The sequence below is a fragment of the Mesonia profundi genome (genome assembly GCF_031085155.1).
GTDB lineage: Bacteria > Bacteroidota > Bacteroidia > Flavobacteriales > Flavobacteriaceae > Mesonia > Mesonia profundi.
This window is the reverse complement of the sequence record NZ_JAVHUL010000001.1, coordinates 40,031-61,575: the sequence shown is the minus strand read 5'-3', so window position 1 is coordinate 61,575 and position 21,545 is coordinate 40,031. Positions and strand designations below refer to the sequence as shown.

The following is a 21,545-nucleotide window of genomic DNA, read 5'->3' as shown; positions in this document are numbered from 1 at the left end:
AATTAGCCTTGTCTTTGTTTAAATCTAGGATTCTTTTTGTTAATAACGTAAAGTCTACCTTTCCTGCGAACAATCTTGCAGTCGGCACTTCTTTTCTTTATTGATGCTCTTACTTTCATCTTTTTTAATTTTACCCGATTAGTAATTTATTTACTTGAAAAGGATCACTCATATTTTTTTCAGCACGCAAAAGTAATAAAAAAAATATTAATAACCACTATATCGGTCATTTAGTATCTATAGGTTATTCGAGCCTTAGTTAAATCGTAAGGACTCATTTCCAATTTCACTTTATCTCCTGGTAGTAATTTAATGTAATGCATACGCATTTTACCTGAAATATGTGCGGTCACAATATGACCATTTTCTAACTCTACACGAAACATCGCATTAGATAATGCTTCTACAATGCTTCCGTCTTGTTCAATTGCTGGTTGTTTTGCCATAATTAAGCTACTGCTTTTCTATTTTTTCCAGATTTCATTAAACCGTCATAGTGTCTGTTTAATAAATAGGAATTCACTTGTTGAATTGTATCTATTGCAACCCCCACCATAATTAATAATGAAGTTCCTCCGAAGAATAAAGCCCAACCTTGTTGCACCCCTAAAGAGACAACGATTGCAGGGAAAATAGCAATTAAAGCTAAGAATACAGATCCTGGTAAAGTAATTTGAGACATAATACGGTCTAAATACTCTCCAGTTTCGGTCCCCGGTCTTATTCCTGGAATAAATCCTCCACTACGCTTTAAGTCATCAGCCATCTTATTGGTAGGAACCGTAATCGCAGTGTAGAAATAAGTAAAAATGATAATTAACAAAGCAAATACCAAGTTATACCAAAAACCAAACATATTACTAAATGCTGCAGTTACGCCTTGCGCCATTTCTGAATCTGATAATCCAGCTACCGCTGCAGGAATAAACATAATTGCTTGTGCGAAGATGATGGGCATTACCCCTGATGCATTTAACTTTAATGGGATAAATTGTCTTGCCCCACCAAATATATTCTTCTCATATCCTCCGGTTGAGTTCCTACGAGCATACTGTACTGGTATTTGCCTTACCGCCATTACCAACATCACCGATGCTAGAATAATAGCAAACCAAATAGCCAATTCAATTAAGATCATAATTAAACCTCCATTAGACTCTGTTACACGAGATTGTATTTCTTGTAAGAATGCTTGAGGAAGAGTAGCAATAATACCTACCATAATTAATAAAGAAATACCGTTTCCAATACCTTTATCTGTAATACGTTCCCCTAGCCACATTGCAAATACACAACCTGTAGTTAAGATGATAACCGACGAAACAACAAAACTAAATGAATCTCCTAATAAGAATGCAGAATCTGGTAAAGTAGCATAAAGATTATAGATATAACCAGGACCTTGAACCAAGGTGATTGCTATAGTAAGCCATCTTGTAATTTGATTAATCTTTTTTCTACCACTTTCTCCTTCTTTTTGCAACTTTTGCAAATAAGGAACTGCAATTCCCATTAATTGCACCACAATTGAAGCAGAGATATAAGGCATAATCCCCAATGCAAATATAGAAGCATTAGAAAATGCTCCTCCAGTAAAAGCATTAAGCAAACCCAATAAACCACCATCTGTTTGGTTGGCTAAATCTGCCAATTGAGATGCGTCGATCCCAGGAAGAACTACTTGAGTACCAAAACGATATACAAGCAAAAGCCCAAAAGTAATCATGATACGATTTTTGAGCTCCTCTATCTTCCAAATATTTTTTATTGTTTCAAAAAATTTCATTCTAAACTTGTTATAAGGTTATAGCTTCTCCTCCAGCAGCTTCAACAGCTTTCTGAGCAGTTGCAGTGAACTTATGCGCAGAAATTTTTAATTTCGCCTTAAGCTCTCCTCTACCTAATATTTTAACTAACTCGTTTTTTCTTGCTAAACGGTTTTCAACAAGAGTTTCCATATCAACAGAATCTTTTATCTTTCCGTCATCTACTAACTTCTGAAGTGTATCTAGGTTAATTCCTTGATACTCTTTTCTATTAATATTGGTAAAACCAAATTTAGGAACTCTTCTTTGAAGTGGCATTTGCCCTCCTTCGAAACCTATTTTCTTAGAATATCCAGAACGAGATTTAGCCCCTTTATGACCACGTGTAGATGTTCCTCCTTTTCCAGAACCTTCTCCACGACCAATTCGTTTGCTGTTATTTCTAACTGAACCTGTTGCAGGTTTTAAGTTGTATAATTCCATTTGTTCGTTTATTTTGCTTCTTCTACAGAAACTAAATGATTAACTTTATTTATCATTCCAAGGATATTGGACGTATCGTTGTGTTCAACTGTCTGACCAATTTTCTTTAAACCTAAAGCTTCTAATGTTAGCTTTTGGCTCTTGGTACGATTAATAGCACTTTTTACTTTAGTTACTTTTATCTTTCCCATGTTGTCCTTGAATTATCCGTTAAAAACCTTATCTAATGATACTCCACGTTGTTTCGCTACAGTTTCTGCACTTCTTAATTGTAATAATGCGTCAAAAGTTGCCTTCACCACGTTATGAGGGTTAGAAGAACCTTGGTTTTTAGAAAGTACATCTTGTACTCCTACAGATTCTAATACCGCACGTATAGCTCCACCTGCAATAACTCCGGTACCTGCTGCTGCTGGAAGTAATAATACTCTAGCCCCACCATATTTACCTTTTTGCTCGTGTGGAAGTGTTCCTTTATCTAAAGGAATACGAACTAAATTCTTTTTAGCGTCTTCAACTGCTTTCGAAATTGCTTCTGCTACTTCTTTAGACTTACCTAAACCTTGACCAACAACACCGTTTTCATCTCCTACAACAACAATTGCAGAAAATCCGAAGGCTCTACCCCCTTTTGTTACTTTTGTAACACGTTGTATTCCAACTAAACGATCTTTTAAATCTAAGCCACTTGGTTTAACAAGTTCTACGTTTTTATAATCTTGATACATATCTTTTAGAATTTAAGTCCTCCTTCGCGAGCACCTTCTGCTAATGATTTAACTCTACCGTGGTATAAATATCCACCTCTATCGAAAGTAATGGTTTCTACTCCAGCTTTAACTGCCTTTTCAGCAATTAATTTTCCAACCGCAGTTGATACTTCATTCTTAGTACCATCAGTGGTTATTCCTTTATCTCTTGAAGAAGCCGCTGCTAATGTTTTACCATTTACATCATCGACAACCTGAGCATAAATTTCTTTATTGCTTCTGTATACCGATAATCTTGGTTTACTTGCAGTCCCCATAAGGGTCTTACGGATTCTTTTTCTGATTTTCTCTCTTCTCTTTTCTTTTGAAAATGCCATAACTCCTTTATTAAGCTGATTTACCTGCTTTTCTTCTAACTTGTTCTCCTACAAACCTAATTCCTTTTCCTTTGTAAGGTTCTGGAGTACGGAATGAACGAATTTTCGCTGCTACCTGACCAACTAACTGCTTATCAAAAGAAGTTAATTTAATTCTAGGGTTCTTACCTTTTTCAGCAATCGCCTCTACTTTTACCTCAGGAGCTAAATCCATCACGATGTTATGTGAAAAACCAACAGCCAAATCTAATTTTTGTCCTTGATTAGAAGCTCTATAACCTACTCCTACCAACTCTAGTTCTTTAGTGAATCCTTGAGAAACACCTTCTACCATATTTTGAATTAAAGATCTATAAAGGCCGTGTTTAGCTTTAAAGTTCTTCTTTTCAGAAGATCTTTCCAACACCACTTCGTTCTCTTTAACTTTAATTTCTATCTCAGAAAATTCTTGAGTTAATTCCCCTAATTTTCCTTTTACAGTTACAAGACCATCATTTACGCTTACCGTAACTCCTTCTGGAATTGAAACTGGACTTTTACCTATTCTTGACATAATTTTTGTCTTTTAAATATTAGTAAACGTAGCAAAGTACTTCGCCTCCAACTTTCTCTTTCTTAGCTTGCTTTCCTGTCATTACTCCGTGAGAAGTAGAAACAATTGCAATACCTAATCCATTCAAGATTCTAGGAAGTCCGTCTGCGCCGGCGTATTTACGTAAACCTGGTTTACTTATTCTGTTCAATTTCTTAATCACTGACTCTTTAGTATCTTTATCGTACTTAAGAGCAATTTTGATGGTTCCCTGAGCGGTTTCCTCTTCAAATTTGTAACTAAGGATGTATCCTTGATCGAACAAAATCTTTGTCATTTGCTTCTTTAAGTTAGAAGCCGGAATTTCTACAACTCTATGGCTTGCTGCCACAGCGTTACGAATTCTCGTTAAATAATCTGCAATAGGATCTGTATTCATTTATTTGAATTTGCGGTTGTGGTTTTCATCCAGATAGCTATCTGGAAGAACCTGCAACCTATTTATAATTTTACCAGCTTGCCTTCTTAACACCTGGAATTAATCCTTGATTAGCCATTTCTCTAAACATTACACGAGAAAGACCAAACTGTCTCATATACCCTTTTGGTCTACCTGTTAATTTACAACGGTTATGTAAACGTACAGGAGAAGAGTTTGCGGGTAATTTTTGTAATGCTTCATAGTCACCTGCTTCTTTCAAAGCGGCACGCTTTGCAGCATACTTCTTTACCATTTTTTCTCTCTTTACCTCACGGGCTTTCATTGATTCTTTAGCCATAATTAATTCTTTTTAAAAGGTAACCCTAGTTCAGTTAACAATGATTTCGCTTCTTTATCTGTAGGTGCAGAAGTCACAAAAGTAATATCCATTCCTGAAACTTTGTTCACTTTATCGATATTAATTTCTGGGAAAATTATTTGCTCAGTTACCCCTAAGTTATAATTTCCTCTCCCGTCAAATCCAGTAGCTTTTATTCCGTTAAAATCACGTACACGCGGAAGTGAAGCTGTGATTAAACGATCTAAAAACTCATACATGCGATCTCCTCTTAACGTAACCTTGGCGCCAATTGGCATACCTTTACGTAGTTTAAATGAAGCAACATCTTTCTTAGATATAGTTGATACGGCTTTTTGACCAGTAATCGCAGTAAGTTCGTCTACAGCGTGATCAATAAGTTTCTTGTCAGCTACAGCTGCTCCAACTCCTCTACTAAGAACAATCTTAGAAAGTTTAGGAACCTGCATTACATTTTCGTAACTGAATTCTTCTGTAAGAGCTTTAATGACCTTGTCTTTATACTCTTGTTTAAGTCTTGGTACGTAACTCATAACTAAATTACTTCATTAGATTTTTTTGAAAATCTTACTTTTTTGTCTCCTTCTACCTTATACCCCACACGTGTGGTGTTCCCGTCTTTATCTAATAAAGACAAGTTAGATATATGTATAGGTGCTTCTTTTTTCACAATGCCTCCTTGCGGATTAGATGCGCTTGGCTTCTCATGTTTTGAGATCATATTCACACCTTCAACAATTGCTTTATTTTTCGCCATCAACACTTTGTGTACTTTCCCCTCTTGACCTTTATGATCACCAGCAATTACACGTACAGTATCTCCTGATTTTATTTTAAGCTTTGTCATTTTTTCTGTATTAAAGCACTTCTGGTGCCAGTGATACAATCTTCATAAATTGTTTATCACGAAGTTCTCTTGCAACAGGTCCAAAAACACGTGTTCCTCTCATCTCACCCGTTGGGTTTAATAAGACACAAGCATTATCGTCAAAACGGATATATGATCCGTCAGCCCTACGCACTTCTTTTTTGGTACGAACAACAACTGCTGTTGAAACTGCTCCCTTCTTAATGCTTCCATTAGGAGTAGCTTCTTTTACACTAACAACGATTTTGTCTCCAACAGAAGCATAACGCTTCTTTGTACCTCCCAATACTCTAATTGCTAAAACTTCTTTAGCTCCGGTATTGTCTGCTACTTTTAATCTAGACTCTTGTTGTACCATAATTACTTCGCTCTTTCAATTATTTCTACTAATCTCCAACATTTAGATTTACTCATAGGTCTTGTTTCCATGATCCTAACTGTATCTCCTTCGTTGCAGTCGTTTGTCTCGTCGTGTGCTACGTATTTCTTAGTTTTCAAAACGAACTTCCCGTACATGGGATGTTTCATTTTTTTTACTTCAGCAACTACAATAGATTTCTCCATTTTGCTACTCGTAACAACACCTACCCGTTCTTTTCTTAAGTTTCTTTTTTCCATCTTACTTCAGCAGAATTATTGTAATTCTCTTTTTGTGATTTCTGTAGTCAAACGCGCGATAGTCCTTCTCACAGATCTTAACTGTGCAGGGTTATCTAAAGGCGTGATTGCATGTGCCATCTTCAAATCTCTATAAGATTGTTCAGAGCTAGCTACTTGTTCCTGCAACTCATCTACAGATAATTCTTTTACTTCTGATTGTTTCATAATTAAAAAATTATTCTTGATAATCTCTAGCTATAATAAATTTGGTTCTCACCGGTAATTTTTGAGCTGCTAAACGCAATGCTTCTTTTGCAATGGCTTGAGGCACCCCTCCAATTTCGAATAAAATTCTTCCCGGTTTGACAACTGCTGCCCAATACTCTACGTTACCCTTACCTTTACCCATACGAACCTCAAGAGGCTTTTTAGTAATTGGCTTGTCTGGGAAAATTTTGATCCATAAAGATCCTTCCCTTTTCATATAACGAGTGGCTGCAATACGTGCAGCTTCAATTTGGCGCGCAGTAACAAAATTAGAGTCTAATGATTTGATTCCGAAAGTACCGTTTGAAAGCCTATGCCCTCTTCCGGCATTTCCTTTCATACGTCCTTTTTGTTGCTTACGATATTTTGTTCTCTTAGGCTGTAACATTTCTTATTCTTTAAAAAATTACTTTCTACGACGTGACTTGTTACCACCTCGACCAGATCCAGATCCAGATTTTCCTCCTTGCTTCTTAGACAATCCAACAAGTGGAGAAAGTTCTCTTTTTCCGTAAACCTCACCTTTCATGATCCATACTTTAATACCCAATCTACCGTAAGTAGTGTGAGCTTCCACTAAAGCATAGTCAATATCGGCTCTAAAAGTGGAAAGAGGAATTCTTCCATCTTTGTACGACTCTGAACGTGCCATCTCTGCTCCGTTTAAACGGCCAGAAATTTGGATCTTGATTCCTTCAGAATTCATACGCATTGCAGCAGCAATAGCCATCTTTATTGCACGACGGTATGAGATTCTATTCTCAATTTGCCTAGCAATACTTGCTCCTACTAGATGTGCATCAACTTCAGGTCTTTTGATTTCAAAAATATTAACCTGAACCTCTTTTCCAGTAATTTTCTTAAGCTCCTCTTTTAACTTGTCTACCTCTTGCCCACCTTTCCCAATAATAATACCAGGTCTAGCTGTAGTGATAGTAACGGTTACAAGTTTAAGCGTACGCTCAATAATTACTCTAGATACACTAGCTTTAGAAAGACGAGCATGGATATACTTTCTAATCTTATCGTCCTCAGCTAATTTATCGCCGTAGTCATTTCCTCCGTACCAATTAGATTCCCATCCACGAATGATACCAAGTCTATTTCCGATTGGATTTGTTTTTTGTCCCATACTACTTCTTAGCTTTGTGTATTATTTTTAGATCCCAACACTAATGTAACGTGGTTTGATCTTTTTCTTATTCTATGTGCTCTTCCTTGTGGTGCAGGACGAAGTCTTTTCAACATACTCCCACCATCCACACGAATTTCTTTTACAAACAACTCTGCCTCTTCAACACTCGCATCTTCATTTTTTGCTTGCCAGTTAGCTATAGCCGACAACAAAAGTTTCTCCAATCTACGAGAAGCTTCTTTAGAATTGAATTTCAAGATTTGAAGCGCTTTTTCTACACCTTCACCCCTTACTAAATCCGCTACTAAGCGCATTTTTCGTGGGGAAGTAGGGCAGTTATTTAGTTTTGCAAAAGCTATCTGCTTTTTAGCTTCCTTTATTTGCTCTGCTCTTTCTCTTTTACGAACTCCCATAGCTTCAATTATTTTTTACCTTTATTTTTCGCACCTTGATGTCCTCTATACGAGCGAGTTGGTGAAAATTCTCCTAGTTTATGACCTACCATATTCTCTGTTACATATACAGGCACAAATTGCTTCCCGTTATGAACTCCTATAGTTTGCCCTACAAAATCTGGAGTAATCATAGAAGCTCTAGACCATGTTTTGATCACAGACTTCTTACCAGACTCAACATTTTGAGCTACCTTTCTCTCTAACTTATAGTGAACGTAAGGTCCTTTTTTTAATGAACGTGCCATATCTTATTATTTCTTTCTACGTTCTACAATATACTTATTACTCGACTTGGTTTTAGAACGAGTTCTGAAACCTTTAGCAGGAAGACCTTTTCTAGATCTTGGATGACCTCCAGCTGATTTTCCTTCTCCACCTCCCATTGGGTGATCGACAGGGTTCATCACCACAGGTCTTGTTCTAGGTCTTCTTCCTAACCATCTACTTCTACCAGCCTTACCAGACACTAACAACTGATGATCACTATTCGAAACAGCACCAATAGTCGCCATACAGCCCGCTAATATCATTCTGACTTCACCAGAAGGAAGTTTAACTGTAGCGTATTTCCCTTCTCTCGCCATCAATTGAGCAAAAGAACCTGCACTTCTAGCCATTACAGCTCCTTGTCCAGGACGAAGCTCAATACAAGAAATAATAGTACCTAATGGAATTTGATTTAACGGCATTGCATTTCCAATTTCTGTAGCTACATCTGCAGTACCAGAAACTAAATTTTGACCCACCTGTAGACCATTTTGAGCGATCACGTAACGCTTCTCTCCATCTTGGTAATTTAACAACGCAATAAAAGCAGTTCTATTCGGATCATATTCTATAGAAGCGACAGTTGCAGGAATTCCTGATTTGTCTCTCTTAAAATCGATGATACGATAGCGCTTTTTATGACCACCACCAATGTAGCGCATGGTCATTTTCCCTTGACTGTTTCTACCTCCAGATCTTTTGTTCGGAGCGAGCAAGCTCTTCTCCGGCTTATCAGTACTAATGGCGTCATACCCATTAACTACTCTAAAACGCTGACCAGGAGTGATTGGTTTTAACTTTCTAACCGACATTCTCTAATTCTTAAAGATTAGTATATAAATCTATAGTTTCTCCTTCCGCCACCTGTACAATTGCCTTCTTATAAGCATTTGTTTTACCAGTTACAACCCCCGTTTTTGTATAACGAGATTTGCGATCAGGACGGACATTCATTGTGCGAACTTTTTCAACCGAAACGCCATAAGCAGACTCAACTGCATCTTTAATTTCAATCTTGTTCGACTTATTATTTACTACAAATGCAAAGCGATTGTTTAATTCACTATCGCTAGTTGCTTTTTCTGTAATAATAGGTTTTATTAAGATACTCATAACGTTTATTTACTCAAGTTCGTTTCAATTCCTTCTAACGCACCTTCTAAAACTACCACTTTTTTAGCATTAAGTATTTTATAAGTACTTAGCTCAGAGGAAGTTATAACTTCAGAAGTTTTTAAATTACGTGATGACAAATATACATTTTTATTTGAATCACCCAAGATTATTAGAGATTTTTTACTATCAGCACCAATTCCCTTTAAAACTTCAATTAAGTTTTTTGTTTTTGGAGCATCAAATTTAAAATCTTCTACCACAACTATTTCGTTGTTTTTAGCCTTCTGACTAAGAACTGATTTACGTGCAAGACGCTTTAAGTTCTTATTCAATTTAAAACCATAATTTCTTGGTCTTGGTCCAAAAATACGACCTCCACCTCTAAAAATACCAGACTTAATACTACCAGCTCTAGCGGTACCAGTACCCTTTTGCTTTTTGATTTTTCTAGTACTTCCTACGATCTCTGCGCGTTCTTTAGCTTTATGCGTTCCTTGTCTTTGATTAGCCAAGAATTGCTTTACATCTAAATATACAGCATGATCATTAGGCTCTATTCCGAAAACAGCATCAGAAAGGTTTGCCTCTCTACCTGTTTCTTTTCCTTTAATATCTACAACTGCTACTTTCATTACTTCTGAATAGTTACGTAAGCGTTTTTGTGACCAGGAACACACCCCTTAACAACAATCAAATTCTTGTCTGTCACAACTTTTAACACTTTAAGATTTTGTACTTTCACTTTTTCTCCACCCATTCTTCCGGCCATACGCATTCCCTTGAAAATTCTCGCAGGATACGACGCAGCACCAACCGAACCTGGCGCTCTCAACATACTTTGCTGACCGTGAGTTCTTGTAGATCCTCTAAAGCCGTGTCTTTTCACGACTCCCTGAAAACCTTTTCCTTTAGAAGTCCCTGCTACATCAACAAATTCTCCTTCGGTAAAATGTTCTACGGTGATTTCATCACCTAATTTGTGTTCACTCTTATAACCTTGGAACTCGACAACTTTGCGTTTAGCAACAGTACCAGCTTTTTTAAAGTGCCCTTGAGCAGCTTTAGTGGAAGCTTTGTCTGATTTGTCATCGAAACCAAGTTGAAGTGCTTCGTACCCGTCAACCTCATTGGTTCTGACTTGGGTAACTACGCATGGTCCAGCTTGAATAACGGTACAAGGAATGTTCTTCCCGTTCTCGTCAAAAATGCTGGTCATACCGATTTTTTTTCCTATTAACCCAGACATAATTATTTATTTAAATTATTTATTTAAAAATATTCAGGATTGAAAATACCTTCCAATCCTGAATGTATCTTTCCGTTTTTCCTTCGCACGAAGCTCCAGACATGTAGTTCCCTGCATAGGCAGGAATCTGTTTTACCTTCTTGCAAAATAGAAATCTCACAAAACCAGTTTGGATTTAGAGATTCCTGCTTCCGCAGAAATTTATTAAACTTTAATCTCTACTTCCACACCACTTGGCAACTCTAATTTCATTAACGCATCAATCGTTTTTGAAGAAGAAGAGTAGATATCTAATAGTCTTTTGTAAGAACTAAGTTGAAATTGCTCTCTTGCTTTTTTGTTAACGTGCGGAGAACGCAATACGGTAAATATCTTTTTATGTGTTGGCAATGGGATTGGACCCGTTACTACAGCTCCAGTAGTTTTTACTGTTTTTACAATCTTCTCAGCAGATTTATCTACCAAGTTATAATCGTAAGATTTTAATTTTATTCTGATTTTCTGACTCATGTTACTTGATATTAGTCGTTAGTTCCTTTTGCTGCTTTGATCACTTCTTCAGAAATATTTGAAGGAGTTTCAGCAAAGTGAGAAAATTCCATTGTAGAAGTTGCTCTACCCGAAGATAAAGTTCTTAGCGTAGTTACATAACCAAACATTTCTGCCAAAGGCACTAATGCTTTAATTACTTTCGCCCCAGATCTATCTGACATATCGTTAACTTGACCTCTTCGTTTGTTAAGGTCACCTACGATATCCCCCATATTTTCCTCTGGAGTTACCACCTCATTCTTCATCATTGGCTCAAGAATAATTGCACCAGCTCCTTTTGCCGCTGCTTTATAACCCATTTTTGCTGCCAACTCGAAAGATAGTTGATCTGAATCTACAGGATGAAAAGAACCATCCTTTAAAGTAACTTTTAAACTATCCATCTGGAAACCAGCCAAAGGTCCGTTTTTCATCGCTTGAGTAAATCCTTTCTCTATAGATGGGATAAACTCTTTTGGAACACGTCCACCTTTAATTTGATCTACAAACTGCAAACCAGTTCCTTCGAAATCCTCATCAACAGGACCCATTTCAAATACAATATCAGCAAACTTACCACGACCACCAGATTGTTTCTTATAAACCTCTCTATGCTCTGTAGTCTTAGTTACCGCTTCTTTGTACTCTACCTGAGGCTCACCCTCACTCACCTCTACTTTAAATTCCCTTTTTAAACGATCTACTAGAATTTCGATATGCAATTCTCCCATACCAGAAATAATAGTTTGACCTGAAATCTCGTCCGTTTTCACCACGAAAGTTGGATCTTCTTCTGCTAATTTAGCTAAAGCCATCCCCATCTTATCCACATCTGCCTTAGTCTTTGGCTCTACCGCAATACCAATTACTGGTGCTGGAAAAGTCATAGATTCTAAAACAATAGGATGATCTAAATCGGTCAAAGTATCTCCCGTTTTAATATCTTTAAACCCAACTGCTGCTCCAATATCTCCAGCCTCAATTCTATCAATAGGCTCTTGCTTGTTAGCGTGCATTTGATACATTCTAGAAATTCTTTCTTTTTTACCAGATCTATTATTCAAAACATAAGACCCAGCATCTAAAGAACCTGAATACGTTCTAAAGAAAGCTAAACGACCTACAAAAGGATCGGTAGCAATTTTAAATGCTAATGCAGAAAAAGGAGAGTCTACATTTGGCTTACGAGATTCTTCGGCACCTGTATCAGGATTAGTTCCTTCAATAGCCTCAATATCTACCGGAGAAGGCAAGTAACGCATTACAGCATCTAACATCGCCTGAACTCCTTTATTTTTAAAAGCAGAACCACACATCATAGGTATGATAGACATATCTATAGTAGCTGCTCTTAAAGCTGCAATAATTTCATCTTCTGTAATAGAACTTTCATCCTCAAAGAATTTCTCCATTAAGGTTTCATCATATTCTGCCACAGCTTCAACTAGCTCAGCTCTGTATTTATTTACATCTTCTAAAAGTTCTGCAGGAATCTCAATTTCACTATAAGTCATCCCGAAGTTATCATCATCCCAAACAACTGCTTTTTTGGAAATCAAATCAACTACACCTTTAAAATCTAACTCATCACCAATAGGAACCTGCAATGGTACTGGATTACCTCCAAGCATCTCTCTAACTTGCTTACACACATTAAAGAAATCTGCACCCTGACGGTCCATTTTATTTACAAATCCTAATCTAGGTACTTTATATTTATCTGCCTGCCTCCAAACGGTTTCAGACTGTGGCTCCACACCATCTACCGCACTAAACAAAGCAACAACACCATCCAATACACGCAAAGAACGCTCTACCTCTACTGTAAAGTCAACGTGACCTGGAGTATCGATAATATTTACTGTAAACTCTGTATCTTTATACATCCATTTACAGTGCGTTGCAGCAGAAGTAATTGTAATACCTCTTTCCTGCTCCTGCTCCATCCAGTCCATAGTAGCAGCACCTTGGTGCGTCTCACCTATCTTATGATTTACCCCTGTATAAAACAAAATACGCTCGGTAGTGGTTGTTTTTCCAGCATCAATATGCGCTGCAATACCAATATTTCTTGTATATTTTAAATCTCTTTGTGCCATTGTTTCTAGAATCTAAAGTGTGAGAATGCTTTATTTGCTTCTGCCATTCTATGCGTATCTACTCTTTTCTTAACCGCAGCACCCTCTTCTTTAGCCGCAGCTAAAACTTCAGCAGCTAATTTTGCAGCCATTCCTTTTTCGTTACGTTTACGCGAAAATGAGATTAACCACTTCATAGCGGTTGATACTTTTCGGTCTGGTCTAATCTGGTTTGGAATTTGAAATGTAGCTCCTCCAACACGTCTACTTCTCACTTCAACGTGAGGCATAACGTTAGATAAAGCATCTTTCCACAACTCTAAAGCGGTTTTTTCTTCGTCCTGATTTTTTTCCTCTACAATCGCCATGGCGTCATAGAAAATCTTAAAAGCTACCGATTTCTTACCATCCCACATCATCATGTTAACGAAACGCGTCACTAACTGATCATTAAACTTTGGATCCGGTAAAAGAGGTCTCTTTTTTGCCTGTTTTTTTCTCATGTCTTCTCTTTAAAAGTTGTTAATTACTTCTTAGGGCGTTTGGCACCGTACTTAGATCTTCTTTGCGTTCTTCCTTCAACACCTGCGGTATCTAAGGCTCCACGAACAATATGGTATCTAACTCCTGGTAAATCTTTTACCCTTCCACCTCTAACTAATACTATCGAGTGCTCTTGTAGATTGTGTCCCTCTCCTGGAATGTATGCGTTAACTTCCTTACCGTTTGTTAACCTTACTCTCGCTACTTTACGCATCGCTGAGTTAGGTTTCTTAGGTGTAGTTGTATAAACACGCGTACAAACTCCACGACGTTGTGGGCACGAATCCAAAGCAGCCGATTTACTCTTCTTAGTTATTTTGGTTCTTCCTTTACGTACTAATTGTGAAATTGTTGGCATAATTTCTTTTACACTAATTATGTTAAAAAATATTTCCCCTATTTTTAGGGTTTGCAAATTTAGAAATAAATCTGAAATATTCAAATAAATATGAATTAAATTTCAGTGAGATTTTGATTCTTAGCAAATTGTACGCTATTTTCGTTTTATCTTCGTTATCCCTAAAAAGACATTCTTGAAATTCAAAACACTCCTTTACCCCTTTTTTTTACTCAGCTTTAATTCTAGTTTTAGCCAAGAGCTACATCTGTTTCTATTCAGCGAAAGCGAAAAAGAGCAAGAAATTATAACCGAAATAAATTATAAAAAAAATCATGCCAACATCAATTCCATGCAAATTGCCTTGACGGATTTTAAACAACAGCTTTTTAAAAGAGGCTATATTGATGCTGAAATAAAGAAAGCCAAAAACAAGAATCCGGAAGCTACTAAAACCTACAGCTATCAAATTTCTCTTCAGCAAAAATACACCTATATACATACCCAACTTCCAGACAGCTTTTCTGAAAAAGTAAAAAAGAAACTCTTTAAAGAAGTAGACCAAAAAAACTATACCCCCATTCCATTAATGCAGCTAGAAGAAAAAATTAATGAGATCAATAATTTTCTAGCCAATCAAGGAAAACCATTTACGTACTCTGAATTAAAAGAAATCAGTAAAAGAAATGATTCTCTCTTCGGAAAACTACAAAACACTCCCTCCAGCACCCGAAGCATTTCCAAAATTGAAATTAAAGGCTATGAGAAATTCCCAAAAAGTTATACTCAGCACTATCTCCACTTAAGAAAAGGACAATTATTCAATAAACAGGTAATCGACGAAAAAGTAGACCGACTCGAAAACCTAAGTTTTAGCGAATCCACCCGAAACCCCGAAGTGCTTTTTCAAAAAGACTCCACTACCGTCTTTCTTTACTTAAAAAAGAAAAACTCGAATAGTTTTGACGGATATGTAGGATTCGCGACCAACGAAGAAACCCAGAAGCTAGAATTTAACGGTTATTTAAACCTACAGCTCGAAAACAATTTTAATGCTGGAGAGAAATTCAGCATTCTTTATCGAAACGACGGCGAACAACAATTAGAATTTGACGTTAATCTAGAATTACCCTATTTATTCAACACCCCATTGGGAGTAGAATTGAATCTCAATTTATTTAAAAGAGACTCTACCTACACCAACACGCAAAAAAGCATCCAAGCGAATCACCAGCTCAACCCAAATTTAAAATTTAGCATAGGTTACTTCAACGAAAGCTCTAACAACCTACAAAACGAAAACCTCATTTCTTTCAATGAGGATTTTGACAGCAAAAGGCTCTTAATGGGAGCACAAATTTACTTAAAGCGTCATCCAAATTTATTTTTCCGAAGAAATTCTTTTATCAATACAAAAGTTGGCATAGGTTCACGAAAGACAAATTCAAAGAAAGAACCACAACAACTCTACAACATCAAAGTTCAATATCAATATTTGCTCAACCCCAGAAATGCCATAAGCTTAAACAACACATCTGGGTTTTTAAATTCAGGTTCCTACCTTACGAACGAACTTCCTCGCATAGGCGGAATCAATAGCATTAGAGGGTTTGAAGAAAACAGCATCAACGCTAAACTATTCAGTGCCTTTCAGTTAGAATACCAATACCTACTTTCTGCAAGTATTTACGCCCATACCATTACTGACTTCGCCTATTTAGAGACTCCAGAAATCAAAAACAAAGAAAACTTGCTAAGCTTAGGCTTTGGAATGGGACTAAAAACCAAAGTAGGTCACTTAAAACTCATGTTCGCTAACGGAAAAACAAAGGGACAAGGCTTTAATTTTAGCAACACTAAAGTGCACTTACAACTAATGGCTAGATTTTAACATTTGACGGGATTTATCATCGGATATCAAAACAAAAAGTAAAATATAAAGGAAAATAGTTGTGTAATTAAGTTTTTATTAAGATTTTTGGCATTGGCTAATTCAAATAAATTATAAAATGAGAACAAAGTTTAGTGGAATTCTAACGCTACTTCTAGCGTTTGTCGTGCAAATTACGTTTGCACAAGAAAAAACAGTTTCCGGGACGGTGACCGATGATCAAGGTCTCCCGTTACCAGGAGTTAACATTATTATCAAAGGAACTTCGTCAGGTACACAAACTGATTTTGATGGTATTTACAATTTGGAGGCATCAAATGGCTCAACATTAGTGTTCAGCTACATTGGTTTTGAAACCCAAGAGGTTACTGTAGGCGCGGCAAGCTCTTACGACGTTACTATGGAAGCAGGGAACACCCTTGATGAAGTAGTTGTAACTTCTTTTGGTATTAAAAGACAAAAGAAACAGTTGTCCTACCAATCTGAAGAGGTTGATGCAGAACAACTTAATGTAGTGCAGCCGCAAAACGTGGCACAAGGTTTAACTGGAAAAGTTGCCGGACTACAAATTAACACTACTAACAACGGAGTTAATCCTGGGACAAAAATTGTCTTAAGAGGTCTGCGTTCTATTAGTGGAAACAGTACAGCTCTTGTCGTTATTGACGGTAGTATTGCTTCTGAAGGTGCTTTTAACGCATTAAACCCAAATGACGTGGAGTCTGTAAACATCTTAAAAGGTGCTACAGCTGCTGTACTTTATGGTAGTGATGCCGCAAACGGTGCCTTGGTTGTAACAACTAAGAAAGGTTCTACTGAAAAGTTTAAAGTAGCAATTAACTCTACTACAACTTTTCAAGAAATTGCTTATATGCCAGAGTTTCAATCTGAATATGGTATTGGATGGCAAACACAGTACGAAAGAATTGAAAACACTAACTGGGGACCACGTTTTGATGGTGTGGTTAGACCTATTGGGCCTACCCTTTTAGACGGAAGTTTTCAGTCTGTACCTTACGCTCCTGTTCAGGACAACTTAAAAAACTTTTACGATACGGGTGTAACTTTACAAAACACCGTTTCTATTAGTGGAGGTGATGACACCAGTAGTTTTTACCTTTCTATTGGAGAGCAAGACACAAAAGGAATTGTTCCTGGTGACAAGTACAACAGAAACACGTTTAGATTTAATGGATCCAAAACTTTAGGTGATTTGACACTATCTGTAAATACAAGTTATTTCAGAGATGATACCAGCGTATCAGGTCAACAAATTGGAGCACAAGATCGTCCATTATATTGGTTTATCTTAAACACTCCTAACAACATTCCATTATCTAACTACCGTGACTGGAGAAACAACAAGTTTGCTAATCCTGATGGTTTTTACAACGGATATTACGAGAACCCTTTCTGGGCAGTTGACAACAACCGTGATAATGACAAGAGCGGGAGGTTCACCAGTAATATTTCTGCAGAATGGCAAGCTAATGAATGGTTAAGCTTTACAGGTAGAATGGGTATAAATACTCTAAGCACTATTGGTAAAGAGTATAGAAATGGGTTATCCTTTAATGATGATATCACTTACTCTAGACCAAACGCATCAACTTCGTTTGTAACCGATTATGAGCGACAGTATTTACAGTACACTTCTACTTTTATTGCTAATGGAGAATTTGACTTATCTGATTCTTTCTCTTTAGATGCTTTATTAGGTGCTACTAATTTTACTAGTGAAGACAGAAGAAGTCAAATTACTGCTAATAATATAAGTGTTGATGGTTTTTACGACATTTCTAACAGTGCAGGACAATTACAAGCTGCAGTAAATGAAGAAACGTACAGAACATACGGTTACTTAGGACAGTTAAATTTTGGATACAACGATTATTTATTCTTAGATGTGAGCGGTCGTTATGACTACACTTCTAGTTTACCTAGTGATGAAAATAGTTATTTCTACCCAGGGGTAGGACTTTCTTTTATCGCAACAGATGCTATTCCTAGTATTAAAGGAAATGTTTTAAATTACTTAAAAATAACCGCAAATAACTCTACGGTTTATAATGATTTAAAACCTTATGAAGCGGTTGAAAATTATTTACAGCCAGCATATTTCCCTTTTGCTAATACTAATGGTTTTACCATTCAAGGAACAGCTACAGATTCTGATCTTAAAAAGGAGAAAATTAACACTACAGAATTTGGTGCTAACTTCGCCTTCTTAAAGAATCGTTTAACGCTTGACGCCTCTGTATTTAAAACGACAACTACAGACCTTCTTACGCAGGTAACACCTTCTGTTACTTCTGCAGCAAGCTCTCTATTAACCAACATTGGTGAATTAGAAGGAAAAGGAGTAGAATTAACTTTAGGAGCTAAAATATTGAGCTTCCCAGAATCTGATTTCTCTTGGGATGCAAACATCAACTTTAGTGCTTATGAAACTGTAGTAAATGAAGTTTCAGAGCAAACAGATCAAGCAATTGTACAAGCATTTGCAGATGGTGGGATCTATGCTTCTGAAGGAGAGGCTTTCCCTCAAATTAAAGGTAGTTCTTATGTAAGAGATGATCAAGGAAGTGTTGTGGTAGACCAAAGCACTGGTAATCCAATTATTGGAGATGTGGTAAGTTTAGGTAAAACTACACCAGACTATATCATTGGCTTAACGTCTAACGTAAGATATAAAGGCTTTACTTTATCTACTACTTGGGATTATAGAACAGGACACGTTTATTACTCACAGTTAGGTCACCAGTTAGAATTTACAGGAAGATCTATGGCTAGTGTTTCATCTAATCGTCAAGATTTCGTAATTCCTAATTCTGTATACCAAAGTGGAACAGATGCTAATGGTAACCCTCAATATGTAACTAACACCAATATTCCAATTACAGGTGGTAGACAAAACTATTGGACCAACCATTACAACAATATTGCAGAAAATTATGTAAAAGATGCAACTGCAGTTAAATTGAGAGAGCTTGCCATACGCTACTCTGTGCCTTCTGACTTCTTAAAGAACACTCCTTTAAACAAAGTTAGTCTTGGAGTAGTTGGTACCAACTTATTAACTTGGTTACCAAAAGAAAACAGATATGCAGATCCAGAATTCAATAACAATACGGCTAATTCAAATGCAGTAGGTCTTGGTGGTTATTTTCAAACACCTCCTACAAGAACATACGGGTTTAACATTAATGTAGAATTCTAAAAAAAAAATGAAAATGAAAAAATATATTAAATACGTACAAGTATCGCTATTAGCACTCGCTATTAGTTCTTGTGATAACGATAATTACTTAGATGTCAATGTAGACCCTAACAACCCTACAGAGGTATCTCCAGATTTGATCTTACCAACGGCTCAAAACTACACGGTTAGAAACATGTACCTAGGTGTTGGGGGTAGATACACTAATACCTTTGGTAACATCATGATGGCTAACTGGAGTGAGACTGATGGTTATTCTTGGTATGATGATGAGTTTGGTTATATTATGGGCTCTAATTTTTACGATAGAATTTTTGATTACAGTTATATAAATACGTTAAAAACGTATCAAGAAGTAATCAATGCAGGTGATGAAACTACCGATAATTTTACTGCTATAGCAGAAATTATGAAAGCTTACCATTTTCAAATGTTAGTAGATGGTTACGGAGACATTCCTTATTTTGAAGCTTTACAACGAGAAAATGCTGCAACACCTGCATATGATAGTGCAGAAGCTATTTATGATGATTTAATTATCAAATTAGATGAAGCTATAACCACTATTAAGGAGGCAGATTCAGATGATCAAGTACCAGGTTCTGGTGATATCGTATTTAACGGTAATATGACTTCTTGGATCCAATTTGCCAATACTTTAAAATTGAGAATCTTAGTTCGTCAATCAGGAATGAGCAGCAAGCAAGCTTATATTCAAGAGAATATGAACAATATCGTTGCTGAAGGAAGCGGTTTCTTATTAGAAGATGCTTTAGTTAACCCTGGTTATTCGAATGATGATGGTAAGCAAAATCCATTTTTTCAGGATTTCGGAGAAAATATTGCTGGAGAAGCGGTTAACAATAATTTAGCCACTTGTGCTTCTGAGTTTGTAATCGATTTCTTACAAAATGCAAGTGATCCTCGAATTGATAGACTTTATGAAGAACCAGCTGGTGGTCATAAAGGAACACCTCAAGGTTTAACAAACTATCCTGACGGATTTGAAGCTGCAGACGTTTCTAATATTGGTCCTGGGCTATTGAAAGGTTCTACACAATCTTCTCCTATCATGTTAGCTGCAGAGAGTCTATTCTTACAAGCTGAAGCAGCTCAAAGAGGTTACTTAAGTGGAAATGCACAAGCTTTATACGAGCAAGCAATTACTGCTTCATTTAATTTCTTAGGTGCAGATGCTAATGAAGATGGTTCTACAGATGATGATGCTGCAACGTATTTTGGACAAAGTAAAACAAATGTAGGTTGGAGTAGTAGTGATCCTATTGAAGCTATTATTACCCAAAAATGGATCGCGTTAAATGGAACTAATGGATGGGAATCTTGGGTTGAGTACAACCGAACTGGATATCCTGCTAACGTACCTGTAGCACTAAACCAAACGAATGCAGACAGACCTGTAAGATTATCTTACCCAGCTTCTGAAAGAGTTGGAAATGCTGCTAATGTACCAAACCAACCAAATGAGTTTTCAGATAAAATTTTCTGGGCAAACTAAAAAAAAATAAAAGATGAAAAATATAAATAAATTTTTAATCGTGATTTTTGCATCTCTCGCAATGACTTCTTGTTTTGTAGATGATGATACAGCGATAGATGATTATGACCAAGGACCTAACTTAGTTGGGTTCACCGATGGCAAAGTAAATGCCAGTGTGACGGCAGATGGTGAAGATAAAACCTATATGGTAGCTACTGAAGTAGTAGGGCCTACAAAAAACGAAATTACTGAAAATGTAACTTTTGATATTTCTGTTGATGCCGCTTCTACTGCCGAGGCGGGAGTTAACTATGAGTTAAGTACTACCTCTGTAACTTTAGAACCAGGGCAAAACTTAATTAAAAGTTTCCCTATTACTATTTTAACGGCTGGTTTTGAGCCTCCATTAGAAACTGATCCAGTATTGATCTTAAATGTAACTAATGTAACAGGTGGTAACGGCGCAATCGCTAATGGTAGAACGAGACAAATAGAGATAACTATTAAATACCTTTGTTTCTCAGATTTAGCTGGTACTTACTTAGTAGAATATTCATCAGGCCCACAGCCACATGTGATTACCCAAGTTGAAAGTGGTGTTTATGAAATGAGTACTCTTCCTGGTTTCCCAGGTTCTGGTTATACAACCAATTTCTCTGATGTATGTGACGAATTAACCATTACAGGATGGCTTTTTGACGATGCTAACCCAATTCATGGAGTAGGCTTTGTTGCTGAAAATGGAAATATAGAGTGGACATCTATTAGTGTAGAAGGAGTAGCGGGCTACGAGAATTTGTCTTTTACAATGATTAAACAATAATA

The 21,545-nt window shown here is 36.7% G+C and carries 31 protein-coding genes; 4 read left to right on the top strand and 27 right to left on the bottom strand.

What is annotated here, in order from left to right:
* Positions 1-2: 2 nt before the first annotated feature.
* The 27 genes from ykgO to rpsL form a co-directional block, all read right to left on the bottom strand.
* Positions 3-119 carry a type B 50S ribosomal protein L36 gene (gene ykgO / locus RBU60_RS00345; RefSeq protein WP_010519235.1) on the bottom strand — a complete coding sequence of 39 codons (117 nt, stop codon included), beginning with the start codon at positions 117-119 and terminating at the stop codon, positions 3-5.
* Between the two features lie 111 nt (positions 120-230).
* Complete coding sequence (gene infA, locus RBU60_RS00340; protein WP_068589225.1) at positions 231-446, bottom strand: translation initiation factor IF-1; 216 nt, start codon at positions 444-446, stop codon at positions 231-233.
* Positions 447-448: 2 nt separating this feature from the next.
* Complete coding sequence (secY, locus tag RBU60_RS00335) at positions 449-1,786, bottom strand: preprotein translocase subunit SecY (RefSeq protein ID WP_308862618.1); 1,338 nt, start codon at positions 1,784-1,786, stop codon at positions 449-451.
* A gap of 10 nt (positions 1,787-1,796) precedes the next feature.
* The gene (rplO, locus tag RBU60_RS00330) at positions 1,797-2,249 is read right to left on the bottom strand and encodes a 50S ribosomal protein L15 (protein WP_308862617.1); all 453 of its coding nucleotides are present in this window, start codon (positions 2,247-2,249) and stop codon (positions 1,797-1,799) included.
* 8 nt (positions 2,250-2,257) lie between these two features.
* Complete coding sequence (gene rpmD, locus RBU60_RS00325) at positions 2,258-2,440, bottom strand: 50S ribosomal protein L30 (RefSeq protein WP_308862616.1); 183 nt, start codon at positions 2,438-2,440, stop codon at positions 2,258-2,260.
* Positions 2,441-2,452: 12 nt separating this feature from the next.
* Positions 2,453-2,977 (bottom strand): 30S ribosomal protein S5, encoded by a 525-nt coding sequence (gene rpsE / locus RBU60_RS00320; RefSeq protein WP_308862615.1) that lies wholly within the window; start codon positions 2,975-2,977, stop codon positions 2,453-2,455.
* Positions 2,978-2,982: 5 nt separating this feature from the next.
* Positions 2,983-3,336 carry a 50S ribosomal protein L18 gene (gene rplR, locus RBU60_RS00315; RefSeq protein ID WP_308862614.1) on the bottom strand — a complete coding sequence of 118 codons (354 nt, stop codon included), beginning with the start codon at positions 3,334-3,336 and terminating at the stop codon, positions 2,983-2,985.
* Positions 3,337-3,346: 10 nt separating this feature from the next.
* Positions 3,347-3,889: a 50S ribosomal protein L6 gene (gene rplF / locus RBU60_RS00310; protein ID WP_308862613.1), complete on the bottom strand. Its 543-nt coding sequence runs from the start codon at positions 3,887-3,889 to the stop codon at positions 3,347-3,349.
* Between the two features lie 19 nt (positions 3,890-3,908).
* Entirely contained in the window at positions 3,909-4,307 is a 399-nt protein-coding gene (gene rpsH, locus RBU60_RS00305; protein ID WP_308862612.1) for a 30S ribosomal protein S8, read from the bottom strand.
* A gap of 70 nt (positions 4,308-4,377) precedes the next feature.
* A complete protein-coding gene (gene rpsN / locus RBU60_RS00300) occupies positions 4,378-4,647 on the bottom strand; it encodes a 30S ribosomal protein S14 (protein WP_308862611.1) in 270 nt (89 codons plus the stop codon).
* A 2-nt stretch (positions 4,648-4,649) separates the two neighbouring features.
* Positions 4,650-5,201: a 50S ribosomal protein L5 gene (gene rplE, locus RBU60_RS00295; RefSeq protein ID WP_308862610.1), complete on the bottom strand. Its 552-nt coding sequence runs from the start codon at positions 5,199-5,201 to the stop codon at positions 4,650-4,652.
* A 2-nt stretch (positions 5,202-5,203) separates the two neighbouring features.
* Positions 5,204-5,515 carry a 50S ribosomal protein L24 gene (rplX, locus tag RBU60_RS00290; RefSeq protein ID WP_308862609.1) on the bottom strand — a complete coding sequence of 104 codons (312 nt, stop codon included), beginning with the start codon at positions 5,513-5,515 and terminating at the stop codon, positions 5,204-5,206.
* 10 nt (positions 5,516-5,525) lie between these two features.
* Positions 5,526-5,894 carry a 50S ribosomal protein L14 gene (gene rplN, locus RBU60_RS00285; protein WP_308862608.1) on the bottom strand — a complete coding sequence of 123 codons (369 nt, stop codon included), beginning with the start codon at positions 5,892-5,894 and terminating at the stop codon, positions 5,526-5,528.
* A gap of 2 nt (positions 5,895-5,896) precedes the next feature.
* Positions 5,897-6,154, bottom strand: coding sequence for a 30S ribosomal protein S17 (rpsQ, locus tag RBU60_RS00280; RefSeq protein WP_308862607.1), 258 nt, complete (start codon positions 6,152-6,154; stop codon positions 5,897-5,899).
* Positions 6,155-6,169: 15 nt separating this feature from the next.
* Positions 6,170-6,361 (bottom strand): 50S ribosomal protein L29, encoded by a 192-nt coding sequence (gene rpmC, locus RBU60_RS00275; protein WP_308862606.1) that lies wholly within the window; start codon positions 6,359-6,361, stop codon positions 6,170-6,172.
* A gap of 10 nt (positions 6,362-6,371) precedes the next feature.
* Positions 6,372-6,791 carry a 50S ribosomal protein L16 gene (rplP, locus tag RBU60_RS00270; protein WP_111541887.1) on the bottom strand — a complete coding sequence of 140 codons (420 nt, stop codon included), beginning with the start codon at positions 6,789-6,791 and terminating at the stop codon, positions 6,372-6,374.
* 18 nt (positions 6,792-6,809) lie between these two features.
* Positions 6,810-7,535, bottom strand: coding sequence for a 30S ribosomal protein S3 (gene rpsC, locus RBU60_RS00265; RefSeq protein ID WP_308862605.1), 726 nt, complete (start codon positions 7,533-7,535; stop codon positions 6,810-6,812).
* 8 nt (positions 7,536-7,543) lie between these two features.
* On the bottom strand, positions 7,544-7,951 hold the full coding sequence (gene rplV, locus RBU60_RS00260; RefSeq protein ID WP_308862604.1) for a 50S ribosomal protein L22: 408 nt from the start codon (positions 7,949-7,951) through the stop codon (positions 7,544-7,546).
* 8 nt (positions 7,952-7,959) lie between these two features.
* A complete protein-coding gene (rpsS, locus tag RBU60_RS00255; protein ID WP_308862602.1) occupies positions 7,960-8,238 on the bottom strand; it encodes a 30S ribosomal protein S19 in 279 nt (92 codons plus the stop codon).
* A 6-nt stretch (positions 8,239-8,244) separates the two neighbouring features.
* Positions 8,245-9,072: a 50S ribosomal protein L2 gene (rplB, locus tag RBU60_RS00250; protein WP_308862601.1), complete on the bottom strand. Its 828-nt coding sequence runs from the start codon at positions 9,070-9,072 to the stop codon at positions 8,245-8,247.
* Positions 9,073-9,082: 10 nt separating this feature from the next.
* Complete coding sequence (gene rplW / locus RBU60_RS00245) at positions 9,083-9,373, bottom strand: 50S ribosomal protein L23 (RefSeq protein WP_308862600.1); 291 nt, start codon at positions 9,371-9,373, stop codon at positions 9,083-9,085.
* Positions 9,374-9,378: 5 nt separating this feature from the next.
* Positions 9,379-10,008: a 50S ribosomal protein L4 gene (rplD, locus tag RBU60_RS00240; protein ID WP_308862599.1), complete on the bottom strand. Its 630-nt coding sequence runs from the start codon at positions 10,006-10,008 to the stop codon at positions 9,379-9,381.
* A complete protein-coding gene (rplC, locus tag RBU60_RS00235; RefSeq protein ID WP_308862598.1) occupies positions 10,008-10,622 on the bottom strand; it encodes a 50S ribosomal protein L3 in 615 nt (204 codons plus the stop codon). The genes rplD and rplC overlap by 1 nt, the downstream gene beginning before the upstream one ends.
* Before the next feature lie 204 nt (positions 10,623-10,826).
* Positions 10,827-11,132, bottom strand: a complete 306-nt coding sequence (gene rpsJ, locus RBU60_RS00230; protein ID WP_111541895.1) for a 30S ribosomal protein S10 — start codon at positions 11,130-11,132, stop codon at positions 10,827-10,829.
* Positions 11,133-11,143: 11 nt separating this feature from the next.
* A complete protein-coding gene (gene fusA, locus RBU60_RS00225) occupies positions 11,144-13,252 on the bottom strand; it encodes an elongation factor G (RefSeq protein ID WP_308862597.1) in 2,109 nt (702 codons plus the stop codon).
* A 5-nt stretch (positions 13,253-13,257) separates the two neighbouring features.
* A complete protein-coding gene (rpsG, locus tag RBU60_RS00220) occupies positions 13,258-13,734 on the bottom strand; it encodes a 30S ribosomal protein S7 (RefSeq protein ID WP_308862596.1) in 477 nt (158 codons plus the stop codon).
* A 23-nt stretch (positions 13,735-13,757) separates the two neighbouring features.
* Positions 13,758-14,132 carry a 30S ribosomal protein S12 gene (rpsL, locus tag RBU60_RS00215; protein WP_117157697.1) on the bottom strand — a complete coding sequence of 125 codons (375 nt, stop codon included), beginning with the start codon at positions 14,130-14,132 and terminating at the stop codon, positions 13,758-13,760.
* A 175-nt stretch (positions 14,133-14,307) separates the two neighbouring features.
* Between rpsL and RBU60_RS00210 the strand changes: the two genes are divergently transcribed.
* The 4 genes from RBU60_RS00210 (at position 14,308) to RBU60_RS00195 (ending at position 21,543) form a co-directional block, all read left to right on the top strand.
* Positions 14,308-16,002, top strand: coding sequence for a POTRA domain-containing protein (locus RBU60_RS00210; RefSeq protein ID WP_308862595.1), 1,695 nt, complete (start codon positions 14,308-14,310; stop codon positions 16,000-16,002).
* Between the two features lie 118 nt (positions 16,003-16,120).
* Positions 16,121-19,222, top strand: coding sequence for a SusC/RagA family TonB-linked outer membrane protein (locus tag RBU60_RS00205; RefSeq protein ID WP_308862594.1), 3,102 nt, complete (start codon positions 16,121-16,123; stop codon positions 19,220-19,222).
* 13 nt (positions 19,223-19,235) lie between these two features.
* Positions 19,236-20,738, top strand: a complete 1,503-nt coding sequence (locus RBU60_RS00200; RefSeq protein ID WP_308862593.1) for a SusD/RagB family nutrient-binding outer membrane lipoprotein — start codon at positions 19,236-19,238, stop codon at positions 20,736-20,738.
* 40 nt (positions 20,739-20,778) lie between these two features.
* Complete coding sequence (locus RBU60_RS00195; RefSeq protein WP_308862592.1) at positions 20,779-21,543, top strand: hypothetical protein; 765 nt, start codon at positions 20,779-20,781, stop codon at positions 21,541-21,543.
* The last annotated feature ends 2 nt before the right edge of the window (positions 21,544-21,545 follow it).